The sequence below is a fragment of the Luteibacter sp. ME-Dv--P-043b genome (assembly GCF_030209605.1).
Lineage (GTDB): Bacteria > Pseudomonadota > Gammaproteobacteria > Xanthomonadales > Rhodanobacteraceae > Luteibacter.
The window spans coordinates 230,774-250,334 of the sequence record NZ_JARVRT010000008.1 but is presented as its reverse complement, the minus strand read 5'-3'; the positions used below and the strand labels follow the sequence as shown (position 1 = coordinate 250,334).

At 67.9% G+C, this 19,561-nt stretch carries 22 protein-coding genes and 1 other RNA gene; 15 read left to right on the top strand and 8 right to left on the bottom strand.

The window, feature by feature from the left end:
• Positions 1-4 precede the first annotated feature (4 nt).
• A complete protein-coding gene (gene cydX / locus QRN34_RS06105; RefSeq protein ID WP_285402941.1) occupies positions 5-142 on the top strand; it encodes a cytochrome bd-I oxidase subunit CydX in 138 nt (45 codons plus the stop codon).
• Positions 143-160: 18 nt separating this feature from the next.
• Here cydX and QRN34_RS06100 read toward each other — a convergent pair whose 3' ends face one another.
• Positions 161-1,453: an aminopeptidase P N-terminal domain-containing protein gene (locus QRN34_RS06100; RefSeq protein ID WP_285402940.1), complete on the bottom strand. Its 1,293-nt coding sequence runs from the start codon at positions 1,451-1,453 to the stop codon at positions 161-163.
• Positions 1,450-2,016, bottom strand: coding sequence for a UPF0149 family protein (locus tag QRN34_RS06095; RefSeq protein ID WP_285402938.1), 567 nt, complete (start codon positions 2,014-2,016; stop codon positions 1,450-1,452). The genes QRN34_RS06100 and QRN34_RS06095 overlap by 4 nt, the downstream gene beginning before the upstream one ends.
• A 116-nt stretch (positions 2,017-2,132) precedes the next feature.
• Between QRN34_RS06095 and QRN34_RS06090 the strand changes: the two genes are divergently transcribed.
• From QRN34_RS06090 to QRN34_RS06040, 11 genes are all read left to right on the top strand, one after another.
• On the top strand, positions 2,133-2,357 hold the full coding sequence (locus QRN34_RS06090; protein WP_036116258.1) for a TIGR02449 family protein: 225 nt from the start codon (positions 2,133-2,135) through the stop codon (positions 2,355-2,357).
• Positions 2,358-2,367: 10 nt separating this feature from the next.
• Positions 2,368-2,676: a cell division protein ZapA gene (locus QRN34_RS06085; RefSeq protein WP_036139439.1), complete on the top strand. Its 309-nt coding sequence runs from the start codon at positions 2,368-2,370 to the stop codon at positions 2,674-2,676.
• A 7-nt stretch (positions 2,677-2,683) separates the two neighbouring features.
• Positions 2,684-2,867, top strand: a non-coding RNA gene (gene ssrS / locus QRN34_RS06080) — 6S RNA.
• Between the two features lie 109 nt (positions 2,868-2,976).
• A complete protein-coding gene (locus QRN34_RS06075) occupies positions 2,977-3,588 on the top strand; it encodes a 5-formyltetrahydrofolate cyclo-ligase (protein WP_285402929.1) in 612 nt (203 codons plus the stop codon).
• The gene (locus QRN34_RS06070; protein ID WP_285402927.1) at positions 3,585-4,043 is read left to right on the top strand and encodes an EVE domain-containing protein; all 459 of its coding nucleotides are present in this window, start codon (positions 3,585-3,587) and stop codon (positions 4,041-4,043) included. Before QRN34_RS06075 ends, QRN34_RS06070 begins: the two co-directional genes overlap by 4 nt.
• Positions 4,040-4,696: a ribose-5-phosphate isomerase RpiA gene (gene rpiA, locus QRN34_RS06065; RefSeq protein ID WP_285402925.1), complete on the top strand. Its 657-nt coding sequence runs from the start codon at positions 4,040-4,042 to the stop codon at positions 4,694-4,696. Before QRN34_RS06070 ends, rpiA begins: the two co-directional genes overlap by 4 nt.
• A gap of 56 nt (positions 4,697-4,752) precedes the next feature.
• Positions 4,753-6,207 (top strand): DNA recombination protein RmuC, encoded by a 1,455-nt coding sequence (gene rmuC / locus QRN34_RS06060; RefSeq protein ID WP_285402923.1) that lies wholly within the window; start codon positions 4,753-4,755, stop codon positions 6,205-6,207.
• 58 nt (positions 6,208-6,265) lie between these two features.
• Positions 6,266-6,862: a GTP cyclohydrolase I FolE gene (folE, locus tag QRN34_RS06055; protein ID WP_285402921.1), complete on the top strand. Its 597-nt coding sequence runs from the start codon at positions 6,266-6,268 to the stop codon at positions 6,860-6,862.
• A gap of 2 nt (positions 6,863-6,864) precedes the next feature.
• Positions 6,865-8,175: a hypothetical protein gene (locus QRN34_RS06050; protein ID WP_285402919.1), complete on the top strand. Its 1,311-nt coding sequence runs from the start codon at positions 6,865-6,867 to the stop codon at positions 8,173-8,175.
• A complete protein-coding gene (locus QRN34_RS06045) occupies positions 8,168-8,884 on the top strand; it encodes a hypothetical protein (protein WP_285402917.1) in 717 nt (238 codons plus the stop codon). The genes QRN34_RS06050 and QRN34_RS06045 overlap by 8 nt, the downstream gene beginning before the upstream one ends.
• Entirely contained in the window at positions 8,877-11,669 is a 2,793-nt protein-coding gene (locus tag QRN34_RS06040; RefSeq protein ID WP_285402916.1) for an AAA family ATPase, read from the top strand. Before QRN34_RS06045 ends, QRN34_RS06040 begins: the two co-directional genes overlap by 8 nt.
• 172 nt (positions 11,670-11,841) lie before the next feature.
• Here the strand turns inward: QRN34_RS06040 and QRN34_RS06035 are convergent, their stop codons facing one another.
• Both QRN34_RS06035 and cysK read right to left on the bottom strand, forming a co-directional pair.
• Complete coding sequence (locus tag QRN34_RS06035) at positions 11,842-12,225, bottom strand: hypothetical protein (RefSeq protein ID WP_285402914.1); 384 nt, start codon at positions 12,223-12,225, stop codon at positions 11,842-11,844.
• A gap of 95 nt (positions 12,226-12,320) precedes the next feature.
• Complete coding sequence (gene cysK / locus QRN34_RS06030; RefSeq protein WP_285403089.1) at positions 12,321-13,277, bottom strand: cysteine synthase A; 957 nt, start codon at positions 13,275-13,277, stop codon at positions 12,321-12,323.
• A gap of 92 nt (positions 13,278-13,369) precedes the next feature.
• Here cysK and QRN34_RS06025 point away from each other — a divergent pair, with 92 nt between their 5' ends.
• From QRN34_RS06025 to QRN34_RS06015, 3 genes are all read left to right on the top strand, one after another.
• Complete coding sequence (locus QRN34_RS06025; protein ID WP_285402912.1) at positions 13,370-13,714, top strand: EF-hand domain-containing protein; 345 nt, start codon at positions 13,370-13,372, stop codon at positions 13,712-13,714.
• A gap of 60 nt (positions 13,715-13,774) precedes the next feature.
• On the top strand, positions 13,775-15,004 hold the full coding sequence (locus QRN34_RS06020) for a cation:proton antiporter (protein WP_285402911.1): 1,230 nt from the start codon (positions 13,775-13,777) through the stop codon (positions 15,002-15,004).
• Positions 15,005-15,069: 65 nt separating this feature from the next.
• The gene (locus QRN34_RS06015) at positions 15,070-16,428 is read left to right on the top strand and encodes a diguanylate cyclase (RefSeq protein ID WP_285402909.1); all 1,359 of its coding nucleotides are present in this window, start codon (positions 15,070-15,072) and stop codon (positions 16,426-16,428) included.
• Here QRN34_RS06015 and QRN34_RS06010 read toward each other — a convergent pair.
• Genes QRN34_RS06010 through QRN34_RS05995 form a run of 4 tightly spaced genes read right to left on the bottom strand, consistent with a single transcriptional unit; the run spans position 16,418 to position 19,462 of the window.
• On the bottom strand, positions 16,418-17,116 hold the full coding sequence (locus QRN34_RS06010; protein WP_285402907.1) for a VIT family protein: 699 nt from the start codon (positions 17,114-17,116) through the stop codon (positions 16,418-16,420). The two genes, QRN34_RS06015 and QRN34_RS06010, sit on opposite strands and share 11 nt — an antisense overlap.
• Positions 17,094-17,708, bottom strand: a complete 615-nt coding sequence (locus QRN34_RS06005; RefSeq protein ID WP_285402905.1) for an FUSC family protein — start codon at positions 17,706-17,708, stop codon at positions 17,094-17,096. Before QRN34_RS06005 ends, QRN34_RS06010 begins: the two co-directional genes overlap by 23 nt.
• 48 nt (positions 17,709-17,756) lie before the next feature.
• Positions 17,757-18,518 carry an ABC transporter permease gene (locus QRN34_RS06000; RefSeq protein ID WP_036139409.1) on the bottom strand — a complete coding sequence of 254 codons (762 nt, stop codon included), beginning with the start codon at positions 18,516-18,518 and terminating at the stop codon, positions 17,757-17,759.
• Positions 18,515-19,462: an ABC transporter ATP-binding protein gene (locus tag QRN34_RS05995; RefSeq protein WP_285402903.1), complete on the bottom strand. Its 948-nt coding sequence runs from the start codon at positions 19,460-19,462 to the stop codon at positions 18,515-18,517. Before QRN34_RS05995 ends, QRN34_RS06000 begins: the two co-directional genes overlap by 4 nt.
• Between the last annotated feature and the right edge of the window lie 99 nt (positions 19,463-19,561).

The following is a 19,561-nucleotide window of genomic DNA, read 5'->3' as shown; positions in this document are numbered from 1 at the left end:
CACCATGTGGTATTTCGCCTGGATACTCGGCCTGGGACTGGCCTGCAGCTTCGCCGTGCTCAATGCGATGTGGTACGAGGTGCACTCGGACGACGACGCGAGCCGGAAGCGCGACCCGATGCCGAAGCACGAGGGGCATTGATCCGCGTGTGCGCGGGTCTCAACGCTCCAGATCGGCCGGCGCCTTCGGCACCATCGCGGTCATCACTTCCGGCGCACCGCGGGTCACCGCCACATCGTCCTCGATGCGGATGCCGATGCCGCGCCAGCGTTCGTCGACCCGTTTGTCGTCCGACGGGATGTAGATGCCGGGCTCGACGGTGACGACCATGCCTTCCTCGAGGATGCGGGGCTCGCCGTCGATGCGGTAGTCGCCAACGTCGTGCACGTCGAGGCCGAGCCAGTGACCCGTCTTGCTGGGGAAGTAAGTCTTGTAGCTGCCTTCGGCGATAGCACGCGCCGGGTCGCCGGGAAGGATATCGAGGGCGCACAGGCCGTGGGCGATCACGCGTACCGCGGCGTCATGCGATTCGGCGAACGAACGGCCGGGCCGCACGGCGTCGATAGCGGCCAGCTGCGCCTCGTGCACGATGTCGTAGAGCGCCCGCTGCGTCGGCGAGAAACGCCCGCCGACAGGGTATGTGCGGGTGATGTCGGAGGCGTAGCAATCCACCTCGGCACCGGCGTCGATCAACAGCAGGTCGCCGTCGCGCAACGTGGCGCGGTTAGCGTGGTAGTGCATCACGCAGGCGTTGGCGCCGCCGGCCACGGTCGGCGGGAACGCGGGAAAGGCGCCCCGTCCGCGGATGGTGCGAAGGATCTCGCCTTCGATCTCGTACTCGGCCACGCCGGGGCGCGCCATGGCCATGGCGGCGACGTGCGCCGCGCCGGCCACCTCGGCGGAGCGGCGCATCAGGGCCAGTTCGTCGCGGGACTTGAACAGGCGCATGTCGTGCAGCAGGTGGCTCAGTGCCACGAGGTCCTTCGGTACCACGCCGCCGCCCCGTGCGGTGCGCAGGCGACGCATCCACGCCAGCAGACGGGCGTCGAAATCCGGCTCCTGGCCGAAGTGGCAGTACACGCGTGCCCGGCCCTCGATCATGCCGGGCAGGATGTCGTCGATATCGTCGATCGGGAACGCATCGTCCAGGCGCAGCTCGCGAGCGGCGCGATCCGTGCCCATGCGCTCGCCGTCCCAGCGCTCGCGCTCGGCATCGCGCTCGCGGCAGAACAGCACGGTTTCACCGTGCGCGCGGCCCGGCAGCAGGGCCAGCACGGCATCCGGTTCGTCGAAACCGGTCAGGTAATGGAAGTCGGAATCCTGCCGGTAGGGCCAGGGCGCGTCGGCATTGCGCATGCGCTCGGGCGCTGCGGCGAGGATCAGCACGGCGTCCTCACCGGTCATGCGCATCAGCTCCCGGCGCCGCCGGGCGTACTCGGCCGCGGCGATCAATGCAGGGTGTCGTTCGCCGTCCGGGGGGCTCGGCTGAGTTCAGCGTGCAGCAACATGGCGCCGGCACGGACGAACTCTTCCAGTTCGGTCAGGCTTTCGTCGTTGACATCCTCGTCGGCGTCGAACTCGAAGTCCGTCGTGGCGATGCCGGCCATGTCCTGCAGGACCTCCTTCGCATCGTCACTCATGCCCTTGTTGGCCTCGACCGAGCCACCCAGGCCGAACCCGCCCAGGAAGCCCTGCACCCAGTCGGTCAGGCCCTCCGCCCGCTCCGCGGTGGGCGCGTCGTCGTCAGGCAGCCAGGGCGAGAAGGTCAGGTCCGGATCGGCCAGCCATTCCTCGGTCTGGTGACGCAGCCGGGAGAGCATCGCCTGTTCGTCGGCGGACGGGGCCGGATCGGGCTCGAGCTCGATCGCCGCCAGCACGTCATGGCGGGGAAAGCGGCCACCGGCACAGATGTAACCCACGAGGGAGCCATGGAATTCGCTGACCGACAGGGTCAGCTTGCAGCGGGCGATGAGCTCGGCGATCTCTTCCGGATCGACGGTCTGGTTGGCCGACATGGCGGCTACTCCTGGAGGCGAGAGCGGGCAGTCTAATGCAGCCATCTTCGGCCTGCTTCCGTCGAAGGCCTTCACGGATTGCCGACACGGCGAAAACGTCCTGTTATAGTCCGCGCATGACGAACCCGGATGCCTTCAAGACCGAACTGGAAGCCCTGAGCGCCACGCTCGACCGGCTCGTCGATACCGTTCGCCGTCTCACCGAGGAAAACCGCAGCCTGCGGCACAGCCAGGAGCAGCTGGCGAACGAACGTGCGGGGCTGATGGCGCGCAACGAACAGGCGCGCAGCCGCGTGGAAGCGATGATCCAGCGCCTCAAGGCGCTCGAAAACACCGGCTGAGGCCACCTTTATGAACGCCACCGCCAGCGAACCGGTCTCCCTCCGCCTGCTCGATCGCGAGTTTCACATCGCGTGCGCCCCGGAAGAACGCCCCGGCCTGATCGCCGCCGCACAGTTCCTCGACGGCAAGATGCGCGAGCTGAAGGCCCATGCCAAGGCGCCCGGCTTCGACCGGATCGCCGTGCTGGCGGCCGTCAGCATCGCCCACGAGCTGCTTTCGCTCAGAAAGGAGCACGGCTCGCAGGAACAGGTGCTGACCGACGGTCTTGCCGCACTGCGCAGAAAGCTTGATGGTCTGCTCGACGCGCCGGTAAAATAGCGTCGGGCGTTCCCTGCGGTGTTCGCCAGCGCACTTTACATTTGCCTTGTTCCTACATACGACCCCGGGTCGGCTTTTGGTGGCTGTTGTGCATGTCCGCCTTCGTGCGGAAAGCCTTGATGCCGCCTAGCTCTCCCACCTGATCCTTTGGATCAAGGTCGTTTGGTGCGCAGCGGCATCGCGGAGAACGCCTCTCCATTCTCGCCGGTCGGCCCGCAGGGCCGGTCAGCGCCCTTCCCGCGGCACCGGGCGGGGCGGCTCGACGGCAACCTTCCGACCGTGCCGTCCGGCTGAACGTCCATGTCAAAGCTCCCCGAGAGACGCGAACTTCGAGCCGACCTCGTCCAGCGCCGACGCCAGCTGAAGCCGGCCGAGCGCGTGGCCGCGGCGCAGGGCCTGCGCCAGTCGCTGGAACAACTCCCCGAATTCGTCACCGACACGCATGTGGCCGGCTACTGGGCCACCGGTGGCGAGCTGCCCTTGAACCTCGCCATCGCGCCGCTTGCCGAGCGCGGGCAGACGTTCTACCTGCCCATCGTCACCAAGTCGGGCGGCAAGCGCCGGCTCACCTTCGCCCCGTGGGCCACGGGTGAAGACGTCGAATCCAACGAAATGGGCATCCCCGAGCCGAAGGCGTCCGGCAACATCGTCGAGGCGAACAAGCTCGACCTGGTGCTGGTGCCGCTGCTGGGTTTCGACCGCAAGGGCAACCGCCTGGGCTTCGGTGGCGGTTACTACGACCGCAGCTTCGAGTTCCTGCGCGGGCAGCCACGCCCGGCCAAGCCGTTGCTGGTCGGCGTCGCCTACGATTTCCAGGAACTGGACACCATCGAGACCGCCGAGTGGGATATCCCGCTCGATTACGTCGCGACGGACAAGGCCCTGATCGACTGCACGAGCGGCGCCGCATGAAGTACTGGCTCATGAAGTCCGAGCCGGATACGTTCTCCATCGACGATCTCAAGCGCAAGGGCGTCGAACCCTGGGACGGCGTACGCAACTACCAGGCGCGCAACTTCATGCGCGACGGCATGAAGGTCGGCGACAAGATCTTCTTCTACCATTCCAACACCGAGGTTCCCGGCATCGTCGGCATCGCCTCGGTGGCGTCGCCCGCGTATCCGGACGAAAGCCAGTTCAACGCCAAGTCCAAGTACTACGACGAGAAAAGCACGCGGGAAGAACCGCGCTGGATGCTGGTCGACGTCAAGTTCGAGCGTAAGCTCGCCCGCACCATCACGCTGGACGAACTGAAGAAGATCGACGAACTCGCGGACATGCCACTGGTGCGCAAGGGCAACCGCCTTTCAGTGATGCCGGTGGCCAAGGGCGACTGGGATTTCATCCTCACGCTGGAAAACGCATGAGCCAGGACAACGAAAAGCGTCTCGCCGCCGAAACCGCCGCCTTCCGCTACGTGGGCGAGGGTGGTTTCCGCGGCGGCATCATCGGCGTCGGCACCGGTTCCACCGTCAACTTCTTCATCGACGAACTGGCCCAGTACCGTGACCGCATCAAGGCGGCGGTGTCCAGTTCGGACGCTTCCAGCGCGCGCCTGCGCAAGCTCGGCATCGACGTGCTCGACCTCAACGCCGCCGGGCGACTCGACCTCTATGTCGACGGCGCCGACGAATGCGATCCGCACAAACGCCTCATCAAGGGCGGTGGCGCCGCGCTCACGCGCGAGAAGATCGTCGCAGCCGCCTCCGACAAGTTCGTCTGCATCATCGACGCGAGCAAGCAGGTGGACGTGCTGGGCACCTTCCCGCTGCCCATCGAAGTGATCCCCATGGCCCGCAGCCATGTGGCGCGCGAGATCGCCGCCCGCGGCGGCCAGCCGGTGTGGCGCGATGGCGTCGTCACCGACAACGGCAACTGGATCCTCGACGTGCACCACTGGCGCATTACCGACCCGGTGGCGCTGGAAGCCGATCTCAACCAGATCGTCGGCATCGTGGCCGTCGGCCTGTTCGCGAAGCGCCCGGCCGACGTGGTGATCGTCGGCAATCGCGAGATCTGAGAAAGCCCCGCCCTAGCCTGCGCGCGGGATGTCCGCAACACAGGTAACCTCGCGCCATGACCCTCGAAACCGTTCTCCTTGTCGTCCTGCTGGTCGCCGTACTGGCGTGCCTCGCCTTGCTCTTCGTCGTCGTCTCGCGCAGTGGCAGGCAGGACGACGGCAGTGCCGCCCGCCTGGACGGCCTGCGTGACGACACGCGCCGCCTCGAAACCGTGCTGCGCGACGAGCAACGCGCGGGTCGCGGCGAGCTGGGCGAGAGCTTCGGCCAGTTCCGCACCCACGTGCAGGAGCAACTGCAGCACGCCGCCGAGCGCCAGCACGAGCGCATCGAGGCCTTCGGCAAGCGGCTGGACCAACTGACCGAGCGCACCGATCTCGGCCTGCAATCGTTGCGTCAGGGCCTGGGCGACGATGCCCGGAAAACGCGCGAGGAATCCGCCGTCACGCTGAAGCATTTCGGCGAGCTGCTCGACCAGCGTTTCGGCACGCTCACCGCCGACAACGAGAAACGCCTGACCGATGTCCGCACCACGCTGGAAACCCGGCTGGGCGCCATCCAGCAGGACAACGCAGCCAAGCTGGAGCAGATGCGCGCCACCGTAGACGAAAAACTGCAGTCCACGCTGGAGACCCGGCTGGGCCAGTCGTTCCAGCTGGTATCCGAGCGCCTGGAGGCCGTGCAGCGCGGCCTGGGCGAGATGCAGGCGCTGGCCACCGGCGTGGGCGACCTCAAGCGCGTCCTGACCAACGTGAAGACCCGCGGCACCTTCGGTGAGGTACAGCTGGGCGCCCTGCTCGAGCAGATCCTCGTGGCCGAGCAATATGCCTCCAACGTCGCCACCGTGCCGGGCTCCGCCGAGCGCGTGGAATACGCCATCCGCCTGCCCGGTGGCGACGACGACAGCGGCCCCGTGTGGCTGCCCATCGACGCGAAATACCCCGTCGAGGACTATCAGCGCCTGCTCGACGCCCAGGATGCCGCGGACCTGGAAGGCGCCCTGCTCGCCGGCAAGGCCCTGGAAGTGCGCGTGCGCGAAGAGGCCCGGCGTATCCATACCAAGTACGTGTCGCCGCCGCACACTACCGACTTCGCCATCCTCTTCCTGCCGACCGAGGGCCTCTACGCCGAGGTGATCCGTCGGCCGGGCCTGTCCGACCAGTTGCAGCGCGACCATCGCGTCACCATTGCCGGCCCCACCACGCTGACCGCCCTGCTCAACAGCCTGCAGATGGGCTTCCGCACCCTGGCCATCCAGAAGCGCTCTTCAGAGGTCTGGCAGGTGCTGGCAGCGGTGAAGAACGAGTTCGGCAAGTTCGCCACCGTGCTGGAACGCACCCAGAAACAGCTGGACTCGGCCACCAACAGCATCAAGAACGCCGGGGTACGCACGCGGGCCATCGAGCGCAAGCTGCGTGGCGTGGAATCCCTGGGCGGCGAGGAATCGCAAAAACTTCTGGATCTCGGTGCCATCGACGAGACCGACACCCCGACGGAAGATGCCGGCGACTGAGCCGGCCCGGCCTGAACATCGCTACACTATGTGTTTGCCCCGTCGAGGAACCGTCACGATGAGCGACGACAACAAGTCCCGCCCGGTCAGCCGTGAGCAGGCCGAAGAAGCCGTGCGTACCCTGCTCCTGTGGGCAGGTGAAGACCCGCAGCGCGAAGGCCTGCTCGATACCCCCAAGCGCGTGGTCAAGGCTTACGGCGACTGGTTCAGGGGCTACGACGAAGACCCGGCCGAGTACCTGCGCCGCACCTTCGAGGAAGTGGCCGGCTACGACGAGATGATCATCCTGCGTGACATCGAGTTCGAAAGCCATTGCGAACACCACATGGCGCCGATCATCGGCCGCGCCCATGTCGGCTACGTGCCGACCGATCGCGTCGTGGGCATCAGCAAGCTGGCCCGCGTGGTGGAAGGCTTTGCGCGCCGCTTCCAGGTGCAGGAAAAACTCACCGCGCAGATCGCGCACTGCATCGACGACACGCTGCGTCCCCGTGGCGTCGGTGTGGTGATCGATGCCGCCCATGAGTGCATGACCACGCGTGGCGTCCACAAGCGTGGCGTCTCCATGGTCACCAGCCAGATGCTCGGCAGCTTCCGCGAGGACCCGCGCACCCGCGGGGAGTTCCTCAGCTTCGTCGGCATTCCCCGTCGCTGACCTTGGGCGGGCCAGCCGACACACCTCTCCACGATGAGCGCCTGCAGGATCTTTTCCGCGACGGCGTAGTCGTCGAGGACATCCCCACCCTGTTTCCGCTGCTGCGCGGGCGGGGCCTGCTGCGTGCGTTCTCCGCGCTGTTCCATGGCGGCGAGGCGCAGGTGCTGTTGCGCCTGCTGGTCCTGCGCACGCTGGGAGGCCGCACGCATGCCACCGAATGGACGCCGCAGGAGATCCGCGATCACCTGGCGTTCGTCGATGCGGTCAAGCTCGACACGGTGGTCCAGCGCCTGAAGGACCACGAGCTGCTGGTCTACGACGGCGAGACCCAGCGTTATCGTGTGGGCCTGCCGGGGCGCAAGGCGCTGGCCGCCCTGGCCGTGATGCTCGAGTTCGAGAACGACGACGACGACGGGCTGGGCTACCTCACCGCGCAGCTGGCCGCTGGCCAGGCCGTGGGCCGTGTCTCGGTCGATGAACTGGGGCACCTGCTCTCGCGCCTGACCGAACTGAAGGACGACTTCGACCGCGCCGTGCTGTCCGGCTCGGAGCACCGCATCCGGCGCGCCGCCGAACGGCTGGATTCGGTGTGGACCTGGGTGGAGAAAGGCACCGAGGTGGTTGCGGGCATCACCGTCAAGGAGGACCTGGAACCGGCTGCGCACCGGTTGGCCCAGGCCGTGGGCCGCGCGCAGAGTGCCCTGCTCAGCCAGGCCGGCACCTTCCAGCGCGAGCTCAACAAGATCGACCAGCACCGGGTGCACCTGGGCCGCACGGGTCTGTCGTCGTCCGACCTGGTCGGCTGGCTGCGCGCACAGGATGTCGACGCGCTGGCGTCATTCGAGGATGGACAGCTGCTGCTGCCGTTGCCTGCGCCCTTCCTCCACGACCAGATCGCGTTGGACGTCGCCGAGTTCGAGCTGCTGGAACGCGAGCGCCTGGCCGCCGAGACGACCGCCCTGCCCGGCGCGGAACAACCGCCGGACACCGCCGACCTGGCGATGGACGAGGAAGACCTGCGCTTCCTCGGCGAATGGCACGCCGAGCTGGCCGCACTCGTCGCACCACGCGAGCTGTCCGACACGCTGATCGGCGACGACTACGCCCTCTCCGCCTACCGGTTGTCGCTGCTCGGCCTGCTCGGCGACCCCGAATCGGCCGCACTGGAAGGCGGCACCGCCGACCTGGCCCGGCTGCCGCTGGCGCTGGAGATCGAGCCTCGACTGATCGACACCGACCTGCCCCAGATCGCGCGGGTCAGCGCCGGACGCCTGCGTCCGCGCGACACCGCGAAGGACACCCCCGATGCATGACGATACCGCCACCCTCGTGACCCGGCTGCTTTCCCAGCGCTGGCTGCCACGCGACGACGTACAGGCGCGCAAGGCGCTGCTGGACGACGGCTTCCGCGAGGAACTCGACCGTCGCCTGGAAGCCGTCGGCCTGGAACTGCGCGAGCACCCCTACGCGGCATACATCGGCCTGGCCGTGGCCCGCAAGAGCGAGCGCGCCGTGTTCGGTGGCAGCGACAGCTGGATCTCCAACACCCTGCAGCTCGACCGCGACGGCGTGGCCCTGCTGGTCGTCCTCTGGGCACTTATCGTGCTGCCCAAGCGGCAGCGCCAGATCGAACGCCAGGCGGTCGATGCCGCGGCGTCACAGGGCCAGATGTTCGCGGAAGGCAAGCCGATACCGCGCGATCCGGCCGTCTCCCCCGTGATCGCCGAACGCACGCTTCTGGCGGACTTCGGCGACAAGCTGGGCGGCAAGACACGCGTCGGCTTCAACCTCGGCACGCTGAACCGGCTGGGCTTCATCATCCGTCGCAAGGGCGATGTGGCGGAAGGTCCGCTGCTGGACCTGGCCTTCGACTACGAACGTACCGCGCGGCGCATCCTCGACGGCGCGCTGGCCGACCTGCTGACCGATGCCGCGAACCGTGCGCCCGTGCCGGACGACGACGGGGACGACGACGAGGCCGGCACAGCGACGATCCATCCGGAGGAGCCGTCCGATGTTTGATTTCCGCAGCCTCGAGGTCGTCCACTGGGATTACTGGCAGCGTTTCAGCCTGCCGCTGGATACCAACATCGTCACGGTGGTGGGGCCGAACGGCTCGGGCAAGACCACGCTGCTGGACGCGTTGCGCACGCTGCTGACCATCGACTGCGCGGGCAACCGCGACTACAAGAGCTACCTGCGCCACAACGGCATGCCGTACGCCTGGCTGCGTGCCCGCGTAGGCAACGTCCCGGGACCGAGTGGCGAGCGCCCGTTCTTTCCGCTGATGGACCGCGAGGTGACCCTCGCCTGCCGCATCCAGAAGAAAGGCGGCGAATGGACACGGCAGTACGCCGTGCTGGGTGGCGATGTCGGCATCGAGGAGATCGACGCGCGAAACGATTTCCTCGGGCTGCGCGACTACCGCGTCCGCCTGGAGGGCGCGGGCCTGTCCCAGGCAATCCGCCGGGTACTGACGCTCGAACAAGGCGCCACCGACAAGCTCTGCCAGCTGCCGCCCAAGGCGCTGCTCGAACTGGTGTTCGACGTGTTCGGCGACAAGGCCGTGCTCGACGACTACCAGCGCGCGCGCAACGAACAGGTCGAGGCCGACCGTGAGCAGCACGGGCTGGAGCACCAGCTGTCCCTCATCGGTGCCAGCCTGCAGGAAACGGAAGCGCGTGCCCGCTCCTACCAGGAATGGACCGCGCTGAAGAACGAGCGGGTCGATCTGGTCGCCAGCGTGCTGCCCCGGGTGGAGCTGGCGGAACTGGCCGGCGGTATCCGGGGCGCGCGCCCGCAGCTGATCGGCGGCAAACGTCGCGTCACCGACCTGGAGCGCCGCGATGCGGACCTGACCCGCCAGCTCGGCGATTTCGACGTCACCGGCGAGGCCTTGCGGGCAGCACAGAACGAGGCGGACACCGCGCGCCAGCAGACGCGCAAGCTGCTGGACGCCGCTCGCGGCGAACTGGCGCAGAACGACCTGCTCATCAAGCAGGAAGCGCGCCTGCGCGAGATGGTTGCCAACCAGGGCGGTGCCGATCACGAGCGCCTGGCCGATGTCGCACGCGACGCGCGCAGCACCGTCCATGCGCTGCAAGCGGAAGAAGGTGTGTTGCGCCAGCGGCTGACGACCCTGACCGGTCAGCTGGCCGCGTGGCGCAGCGGGCGTCGTTACACGCCCGAGTTCGAAGCCTCGTTCCGCCGTGCGCTGGACGAAGCCGGCATACGGCACAGCATGCTCAGCGAGATCGTGGAGATACGCGAGCCACGTTGGCAGCCGGCGGTGGAAGCCGTGCTGGCGGGCTACCGCCACGTGGTACTGCTGGACGATCCGCGCGATCGCGAAGCCGCGTGGAAGCTGGGCGAACAGCATCGTTACAAGCACTTCGTCGTGGCCGACCGCGCACCCGCCGAACGCGCCCATCCGCGCTCCCTGCTCGAGGTGGTGGACTTCTCCGCGGCGGCACCGGACTGGTTGCTGCGCAACCTGGACCGTATCCGCCGGGTGGAAGACATCGCCGAAGGGGCGACGTGTGGCAAGGACCAGGACTGGATCACACCCCAGGGTTACTTTCGCGAGCGTCGCGGCGGCCGCCACCTGGGCGTGGACGACATGTACTTCGGCAGCGGGGCGCGCGAGCGCCAGCTGCGCGATGGCGAAGCGGCGCTGCGCGAGATCGAGACGCGACTGCGCGACATCGCTGCCGAGCGCAAGGACGCCATGGCGCGCGCCGCCGATGCCGAAGCGATCCTGCGCGGCGCCAGCGCCAGTAGCCAGCTGGCCGACCGCGCGGACGAGTTTGCCGACGCGCATGCCCAGCAGCCGCGCCTGCAGGAAGACGTGCAACGCACGGCGGACAGCCACGCCGCCGCAGAGGCTCACTACGAGGCCATCCGCGACAAGCGCCTGAAGACATCCAACGCCCGCGACAACGCCGCGCGCGAACAACGCGACGTGCAGCGCCAGCTCACCGACGCGGGCCGGCAGCACCACCAGTTGCGTAACGAACAGATCGAACGCCTGCGCGCATTCCGCGCCAAGCGCATGCATATCCCGCTGGCGCAGCGAAGCCGGGCCGCCATGGCGGAACTGCGCGAACGCTACGAATCGGCCAGGGCTGTCGAGCGCGAAGTGATACGTCTCGAGCAACGCCTGGCGGAGGGCCACTGGGAAGAAGACCCCAGCGTGGTCGCGCTGCGCGAAAAACTCTGGGCAGACCACGAGGGCCTGAAGCTCGATCTGGACAAACGCCGTGCCCATCTGGAGCGCGCGTCACGCATCACGCACGAGGCCCGCGGCGCGTACATCCAGGTGCTACGCAACACCGTCCGCCGTTATGCCCGCAACCTCAAGGTGCTGGCCGATCTGGCCGGCATCGGCGTGGACGTGGACCTGCCCGAGCTGAGCAACGACGATTTGGCCCTGGCCTCGGCCGCGCTGCAGGTGCGCTTCGAGTTCGACAAGAAAGGCTGGATCGGCATGGACGACGGCGAGGCATCGGGTGGCCAGCAGGTCATGAAGTCGCTGTTGTTGCTGGTGGCACTGATGCGCGACGAGGATCGCCCGGGCGGCTTCGTCTTCATCGACGAGCCGTTCGCGCACCTGGACATCTTCAACATCGACAAGGTGGGCGCGTTCCTCAAGTCCACCCGCGCCCAGTACATCCTGACCACGCCGGCCACGCACAACATCAACGTGTTCCAGCCGTCCGAACTGACGTTGGTGACCAGCAAGCGCCGTCCGGGTGCGACCTGGGCGCAACCGCTGGCCGTGCTGAGACGCAGGAGCGAAGTGGCGTAGTGGGGCTACATCCAAAGCCGGAGCCAGAGCCAGAGCCGCCGTTGCTTGTATGGCGCGGCGATGAGGCGTCGGGTGGTCATCCTCTGAGCGAGTTCGGCCGCAAGCGGCCGCTGCCCGAGCGCAGAGGGTGACCGCCCGGCGCCTCCTCCCCGCAGCCGCAGCAGCTAGCGGGTCAGTAGTACCGCACCTTCCCAGCTTTCGGACGGTCTTCGTCCGACTCATCCAGCGCGGCGTTGCCGGCGTCTACAGGTACCTGCCGCATCGGATCGTGTTCGTCTTCCTCCGGCCGCACCCGCGCGTGGTGACGGGCGATCAGCCAGGCGGCCGCGATGGCACCCAGGCCGAGGCCGGCGCCGATCACGATGCCCAGCGGGCGACGACGCACGTGGCGACCGGCTTCGGCCAGCGCCTCGGAGGTGAGCGAACCGGCGCGGCCGGCGTACTGGCGGGCGGTGCCCAGCGCCTGGTGCTTGCGGCTGCCGGTGACCGAGCCGATCGCACGCTCGGCCTTGCCGAACATCTCCTCACCGAAACTCTTGCTGCGCAGGAACGTCATGGGGTGTCTCCTTCTATCGAGGCGCACACCATGACGCCAGCGACGTGATGATTTCGCGGTGCCGCCGTGGAGGCGGCGAACCGCCGGCCGTGACATCAGGCCAGGCTTTCCAGCCAGGCGTCGTCGGACCCTTCCTCCACGCCTTCGAACAGGAACGTCGACAGGTAGCGCTCTCCCGTATCCGGCAACATGGCCAGGATGACGCTGCCGTCCTCGGCGGATCCGGCGTGGGTGAGTGCCGCTGCCACGGTGGCACCGGCCGAGATTCCGACGAAGAGACCTTCTTCCTGCGCCAGGCGACGGGCCGTGTCGCGTGCCTGGATGTCGTCCACCGGGATATTGGCGTCGAAGACCGAACGGTTCAGCACCTCGGGGATGAAGTCCGGGGTCCAGCCCTGGATCTTGTGCGGCGACCAGGGCTTGTCGGCCAGCAGCGGCGCCGCGGCGGGCTCCGTGGTGACGATACGGACCTCCGGGCGTGCCAGCTTGAGCATTTCGCCCACGCCGGTCAGCGTGCCGCCGGTGCCCCACCCGGTGACGAACGCATCGAGACGGCGGCCGGCGAAGTCCTGGAGGATTTCCGCCGCCGTGGTGCTGCGGTGATAGGCAGGGTTGGCCGGGTTGCGGAACTGCCGCGGCAGGAACCAGCCGTGCTTCGCGGCCAGTTCCTCGGCGCGCCTGACCATGCCGCTGCCGCGCTCGGCAGCGGGGGTCAGGATGACGCGGGCGCCGTAGGCGCGCATCAGCTTGCGTCGCTCGACCGAGAAGCTGTCGGCCATGGTGGCGACGAAACGGTAACCCCTGGCCGCGCAGACCATGGCCAGGGCGACGCCGGTGTTGCCCGACGTGGCCTCGACCACGGTGTCGCCGGGCTTGAGCAGGCCCTTCTGTTCGGCGTCGCGGATCACCGCGATGGCGAGGCGGTCCTTGACCGATCCGCCGGGGTTGAACGACTCGACCTTCGCGTAAAGCGACACATGGGAGGGCGCAACGCGGTGCAGGCGGACGATGGGCGTGCGGCCGATGGTATCGAGGATGCTCTCATGGATCATGGGGAAGTCCTTGGCGGCGATACGGGGATCCACGACGTTACTCCCCCCGCCCCGGGGCGACAAACCCGGCCGGATCGCGCAGACTGCCGGGCATGAATCGACGTCCATACGTTTTCGCCGCCGGCCTGTTCCTGGCCCTGGCGGCCTCGGCCCAGGACCTGCCGCGGACACCCGCGGACTACCTGCGCCGCATGGACGCCAACGGCGATGGCCGCATCGACGAGGCGGAATACGTTCGCTACATGAGCCAGGGCTTCCTGCGCATGGACATCAACGGCGATGGCGTACTCGACGCCAACGACGGGCCCATGCGTCCGGGTGCGCGTCCCGTCCGGCTGGACGCCTTCCAGCGCGACCTGATCCGGCAGTTCCACAGGCTCGACCGCAACGGCGACGGTTACCTCGACGCGCGCGAACTCTCGCAACCGCCGCGCTGAAACAGGTCGACACGGCGCGCCCGCCGTGGGTTACCCTCTGGCCCACTTCGGGGAGAGCGGATGACCACCACGGAATTGTTCCTGATCGCCATGACGATCATTCTGGGCGTGCCCTACCTGATCTGGCGCATCTTCCGCACGGATTACTGGGCGCCGCTGGTGGTGGTGCAGATCCTGACCGGCATCCTGCTGGGCCCGGGGCTGCTGGGACGGATGTTTCCGGCCTACTACGCCACGGTGTTCGCGCCGCCGGTGATCGCCGCGCTCAACGGCATCGCCTGGTGGGCGGTCATGGTGTTCGTGTGGATCGCCGGCATCGAGCTCGACCTGCGCGAGGTCTGGAAGCAGCGCCGCGAATGCGGCACCACGGCGGCGTTCGCGCTCGGCATCCCCCTGGCCACCGGCTGCCTGGCGGCGCTGGGCATGCTGGCCTGGCGCGACGGCTGGATGGGCGAGGCGGCCACCCCGTGGCAGTTCGTCCTGGGCATCGGCATGGCCTGCGCCGTGACGGCGCTGCCCATCCTCATCCTGCTGATGGAGAAGATGGGCATCCTGCGCGAACCGCTGGGACAACGGGTGCTGCGCTATGCCAGCCTCGATGACCTGGCCATCTGGGCGGTGCTGGCCATCATCCTGCTGGACTGGCAGCGGGTCGGGCACCAGGCCGCGTTCCTGGGCCTCTTCGCGATCGCCGCCCTGGCCATCCGTCGCCTGATGGCCCGTGTGCCGGAGGCCGATCGCTACATCATCGGCCTGGTCTGGCTGGCCGCGTGCGGCTACGGCGCGGACGCCTGCGGCCTGCATTTCATGGTGGGTGCCTTCCTCGCCGGCGCGGTCATGGAGCGCGAGTGGTTCACCCTCGAAAAACTCGATGGCCTGCGCCATAACGTGCTGCTGGTCATCATGCCGATCTACTTCCTTTCCACCGGGCTGCGCACGAACTGGCAGATGGGCGGCACCGCCGTGTTCGTCGCGGCCGGGGTGCTGCTCGTGGCCTCGATCGCCGGCAAGCTGGCCGGCGTGGGCATCGCAGGCAAGCTGCTGGGCTGGGCCCGGGGCGATGCATGGACGATCGGCTGGCTGCTGCAGACCAAGGCACTGATCATGATCATCTTCGTCAACGTGCTGCTCGACCGGCACATCATCACCAGCGAAACCTTCACCGCCTTGCTGCTGATGGCCGTGGCCAGCACCATGCTGACCACCCCGATCGTCGCGCCCCGGCTGCACCGCCCGATGCACCGCGGCAAGCCCGAGCAGGCCCGCCGCCGCGCCACCGCTGAAACGTGAGCTAATTCGTAGCCCCCGTCGTATGATGGAACGAATTCGGCATAACACGATGGTTGGGGCGTGCGTTGGACAACCAGCTATGGGAAAGCAAATACCACGAGGCCGTCGACCGACTGACCCGTGAAGAGAGCCAGTGGCGGACCGCCGAGTCTCTGCTGCGCCAGCTGGTGGGTTGCCTGGGCCGTGCCGCGCATGGCGCCAACGATCAGGTCGACCCGCATATCGAACGCGTCGCCACCGCCCTGCACGGCCCGGTCGACGCGATGCTGCTCGAGCCGCTGGTCCACGGCCTGAGCGAGGCGCTGGACAGGCTGGGCGACCATCCCCAGGCCACCCTGGAGGAACGCTCGGTCGCCCTCGTCCGCGCACCGCGCAGCGAGCACGGTTCGTCCGTGCAGTCGGCGCTGAGTCGCCTGGTCGACCGCATCGTGGTGCTGCCCAAGCTGGCCGATCGCGCCAGCGACCTGCGCCACGATGTGGCCGATGCCGGCGACCTGGTGGCCCTGGCCGTCTGCGGCGACCGCCTGGCCGACCTGGTCAACGAGCAGCGCATCGGCCTGCAGCGCGAGATAGAGGCCCTGCAAGCGGTGCTTCGCCATGTCACCGGCCGCCTGGACGAGATGAGCCAGTACATGTCGCGCGAGCTGGCCGACCAGAACACCGGCGAGGCCAACGGCCAGGCGCTGGACGCCTCCGTGGCGCATGAGATGCGCCTGCTCGGCGAGGCCGCACTGGAACTGGAAGACATCCACGAGCTGCGCGAGCGGGTAGGCGACAGCCTGGAGACGATCGCCGAGTGCTTCCGCGAGTTCCGCGACCGCGAAGGCGGCCGGCTTACCGCGTACCGCGAGCGCGCGGAAAAGATGCGCCAGCGCATCGAGCAACTGGAAACCGAACGCAACGCGCTGCAGCGCTCGCTCGAACGCGAGCACGAGCTGGCGCAGACCGACACCATGATCGGCATGCCCAACCGGCTGGCGTATGAAAAACGCATCGAGGTGGCGTTCAACGCCTGGCAGATGGCGGGCCGGCCGCTCTGCGTCGCCGCCATCGACATCGATCACTTCAAGAGCATCAACGATACCTACGGCCACACCGCGGGTGACGCCGTGCTGCGCATCATCGGCCAGGCCCTGGTGAAGCACGTGCGCCCGTGCGATTTCGTCGCCCGCTACGGTGGCGAGGAATTCATCGTGCTGTTCGACGGCGCCGACGAGAACGAAGCCCTGCAGGTGTGCGAGCGCCTGCGCGGCAAGATCCAGCACCTGGCTTTCCATGCCAGCCGGCAGCCGGTGCGTGTCACCGCGTCCATCGGCCTGGCCCAGTTCCAGGCCGGCGACACGCCGCAGACCGTGTTCGACCGCGCCGACCTCGCGCTCTACACCGCCAAGAACGGCGGCCGCAACCGCTGCGTCATCGGCTGACGCCGAACAGGCTGCCCACCGCCGCGGTCAGCGCCATGGCCGCCGCGCCCCAGAAGACGATACGCAGGGTGCCACGGAACACGCCGGAACCCGCCAGTCGCGCCGACGTGGCGCCGAGCACGGCCAGGGCAAACAGGGACACGACCACGACCGCGGCGGTCATGGCCGACCGTGGCGCAAGCGCCGCGGCGGCGATAGGCAGCACGGCGCCCACGGCGAAGCTTGCCGCGGAGGCGGCCGCCGCCTGCAGGGGCCGCGCCGCGGTCGCTTCCGACAGACCCAGTTCGTCGCGCAGGTGGGCACCCAGCGCGTCGTGCGCCATCAGCTGGTCCGCCACGGTGCGCGCCAGCGTGCGATCGAGCCCGCGCAACACATAGATCTCGGTCAGCTCGCGGTGCTCACCGACCGGGTCTTCCGCCAGTTCGCGCGATTCCAGCGTGCGCTCCGCATGCTCGCTGTCGGCCTGCGAGCGCACCGACACGTATTCCCCCGCCGCCATGGACATGGCGCCGGCCACCAGGCCGGCCATACCCGCCAGCAGGACATTGCCGACGCCCGCGGCGGCCGACGCCACGCCGACCAGCAGGCTGGCCGTGGAGAGGATGCCGTCGTTGGCGCCGAGCACGGCCGCACGCAGCCAGCCGATCCGGTCCAGCCGGTGGTGTTCATGGTGCCGCTGTCGGTGCATCCTCGTCCTCCTTCCGGATCGTGCCTTCGACGCGTTCCTCGATGCGCGAGACCAGCCAGCCGATGGCCAGCGCGCAGGCAGTACCGAGCAACACTTCGCCCAGGCGATAAAGGGCGGTTTCCCACAAGGGGCCCGTGTTGGGCACGAGCAGGAGGATCGCCGCGGTGATGCCACCCACTCGTGCCGCGGCACCCGCGTTGAATATCCAGCAGGCGACGGTGACCACGGGAAGCGCCACGCAGAAGGACACCAGGTTGCCGGCGCCACCGATCCACAGCCCGAAGAGGCCAGCCACGCCACCGAATGCCGTGCCCACGATGCGATCGCGCCCGGCCCCGCGCGTGTCGCCGAAGTGTGGCTGGACGACCGCCACGGCGCTGATCGCCGCCCAGTACGCCTGGCCGGTATGCAGCGCATGCCCGATGAGATAGGCGACGCTGGCGGCGACCACGGTCTTCAGCGCCATGAAGATGCCGGTGCGCACGCGGCCACCCAGCGGCATGGCGCGGAACATCCGGTCCAGCATCGCCTGCGCACGATGCAGGCGGCTGGCATGCGTGGCGGTGTCGGTACGGGCGTCGGCGGGGTTCATCGCCTTATCGTAGCGAGGAACCCTGTCGACGCGCCGCGACAGCGGCGCTTACGACTTGAGTTTCCACCCGGTCCGGAATATCCACCACACCGCCGTGAGGCAGACCAGCAGGAAGCCCACCGTCGCGCCCACGCTCACCAGCACGTTCACGTCGGCCTGGCCGTAGAAGCTCCAGCGGAAGCCGTTGACCAGGTAGACCACCGGATTGAACATCGTGATCGTCTGCCACGCGGGTGGCAGCATCGAGATCGAGTAGAAGCTGCCGCCGAGGAAGGTGAGCGGCGTGATCACCATCAGCGGCACCACCTGCAGCTTCTGGAAATCGTCGGCCCACAGCCCGATGATGAAACCGAACAGGCTGAAGGTCACCGCGGTCAGCAACAGGAAGGCCACCATCCACACCGGGTGCTGGATCTCGTAGGGCACGAACAGCCGTGCCGTCAGCAGGATCAGCAGGCCCAGGATCACCGACTTGGTCGCCGCCGCGCCGACGTAACCGATCACCACCTCCACGTACGACACCGGTGCCGACAGCAGCTCGTAGATGGTGCCGGCCCATTTGGGCATGTAGATGCCGAACGACGCGTTGGAGATGCTCTCGTTGAGCAGCGACAGCATGATCAGGCCGGGGATGATGAACGCCCCGTAGCTCACGCCGCCGATGGCGCCCATGCGCGAGCCGATGGCGGCACCGAACACCACGAAGTACAACGAGGTGGACAGCACCGGCGAGGCGATGCTCTGCATCAGCGTGCGGAAGGTACGGGCCATCTCGAAGCGGTAGATGGCGCGGATCGCGTGGAAGTTCATGCGCCACCCCTTACCAGGCTTACGAAGATGTCTTCGAGGGAACTCTCGCTCGAGTGCAGGTCCTTGAAGTCGATACCCAGGTCGCTCAGCTTGCGCAGCAGCACGGCGATACCGGTGTCCTCGCCCTGCGTGTCGAAGGTGTAGATCAGCGAGGTGCCGTCGGCCCCGAGTTCCAGCGGCCACTCACGCAGGCCATCCGGCACGGCGTCGAGCGGGGTCTGCAACGAGAGCGTCAGCTGCTTCTTGCCCATCTTGCGCATCAGCGTCTGCTTCTCCTCGACGATGACGATCTCGCCGCGGTTGATGACGCCGATGCGGTCGGCCATCTCCTGGGCTTCCTCGATGTAGTGCGTGGTGAGGATGATGGTGACGCCGGACTCGCGCAGGCGGCGGACCATCTGCCACATGTCGTGGCGCAACTCCACATCCACGCCCGCCGTGGGCTCGTCCAGGAACAGTACCCGCGGCTCGTGTGCCAGCGCCTTGGCGATGAGCACGCGCCGCTTCATGCCGCCGGACAGCGCCATGATCTTCGCGTCGCGCTTGTCCCACAGCGACAGGTCGCGCAGGATGCGCTCCAGGTGCACGGGATTGGGCGCCTTGCCGAACAGGCCACGGCTGAACTTGACCGTGGCCCATACCGTCTCGAAGGAATCCGTGGACAGCTCCTGCGGGACCAGCCCGATCAGGCTGCGCGCGGCGCGGAAATCCTTGCGGATATCGTGGCCGTCGACGAGCACGCTGCCGCCGGTGCCGTTGACGATGCCGCAGACGATGCTGATCAGCGTGGTCTTGCCGGCACCGTTCGGGCCCAGCAACGCGAAGATCTCGCCACGCCGGATATCGAGGTCGACGCCGTTGAGCGCGCGATGGCCGCTCTTGTATTCTTTGGTCAGTCCGCGGATCGCGACGATGGCGTCGGGCGCGGTGGTGGAAGCATCCATGGGAACCCGCGATGTGGAGGGGTAAGACGGCCGATGGTAGCCCCTGGCGCCGTGGGCCGCGAGACCTTGTGGAAACGTCCGGCGGCCCCAGATCGACGC

Bases quoted from the DNA above. Each gene is read 5' to 3' on its own strand.
- QRN34_RS06090 (WP_036116258.1), top strand. From the start codon at position 2,133: ATGACGAACCCGGATGCCTTCAAGACCGAACTGGAAGCCCTGAGCGCC.
- QRN34_RS06005 (WP_285402905.1), bottom strand. From the start codon at position 17,708: ATGAACCCCGCCGACGCCCGTACCGACACCGCCACGCATGCCAGCCGC.
- QRN34_RS06025 (WP_285402912.1), top strand. From the start codon at position 13,370: ATGAATCGACGTCCATACGTTTTCGCCGCCGGCCTGTTCCTGGCCCTG.
- QRN34_RS06085 (WP_036139439.1), top strand. From the start codon at position 2,368: ATGAACGCCACCGCCAGCGAACCGGTCTCCCTCCGCCTGCTCGATCGC.
- rmuC (WP_285402923.1), top strand. From the start codon at position 4,753: ATGACCCTCGAAACCGTTCTCCTTGTCGTCCTGCTGGTCGCCGTACTG.
- cysK (WP_285403089.1), bottom strand. From the start codon at position 13,277: ATGATCCATGAGAGCATCCTCGATACCATCGGCCGCACGCCCATCGTC.
- QRN34_RS06070 (WP_285402927.1), top strand. From the start codon at position 3,585: ATGAAGTACTGGCTCATGAAGTCCGAGCCGGATACGTTCTCCATCGAC.
- rpiA (WP_285402925.1), top strand. From the start codon at position 4,040: ATGAGCCAGGACAACGAAAAGCGTCTCGCCGCCGAAACCGCCGCCTTC.
- QRN34_RS06040 (WP_285402916.1), top strand. From the start codon at position 8,877: ATGTTTGATTTCCGCAGCCTCGAGGTCGTCCACTGGGATTACTGGCAG.
- QRN34_RS05995 (WP_285402903.1), bottom strand. From the start codon at position 19,462: ATGGATGCTTCCACCACCGCGCCCGACGCCATCGTCGCGATCCGCGGA.
- QRN34_RS06075 (WP_285402929.1), top strand. From the start codon at position 2,977: ATGTCAAAGCTCCCCGAGAGACGCGAACTTCGAGCCGACCTCGTCCAG.
- cydX (WP_285402941.1), top strand. From the start codon at position 5: ATGTGGTATTTCGCCTGGATACTCGGCCTGGGACTGGCCTGCAGCTTC.
- QRN34_RS06095 (WP_285402938.1), bottom strand. From the start codon at position 2,016: ATGTCGGCCAACCAGACCGTCGATCCGGAAGAGATCGCCGAGCTCATC.
- folE (WP_285402921.1), top strand. From the start codon at position 6,266: ATGAGCGACGACAACAAGTCCCGCCCGGTCAGCCGTGAGCAGGCCGAA.
- QRN34_RS06020 (WP_285402911.1), top strand. From the start codon at position 13,775: ATGACCACCACGGAATTGTTCCTGATCGCCATGACGATCATTCTGGGC.
- QRN34_RS06000 (WP_036139409.1), bottom strand. From the start codon at position 18,518: ATGAACTTCCACGCGATCCGCGCCATCTACCGCTTCGAGATGGCCCGT.
- QRN34_RS06045 (WP_285402917.1), top strand. From the start codon at position 8,168: ATGCATGACGATACCGCCACCCTCGTGACCCGGCTGCTTTCCCAGCGC.
- QRN34_RS06010 (WP_285402907.1), bottom strand. From the start codon at position 17,116: ATGCACCGACAGCGGCACCATGAACACCACCGGCTGGACCGGATCGGC.
- QRN34_RS06035 (WP_285402914.1), bottom strand. From the start codon at position 12,225: ATGACGTTCCTGCGCAGCAAGAGTTTCGGTGAGGAGATGTTCGGCAAG.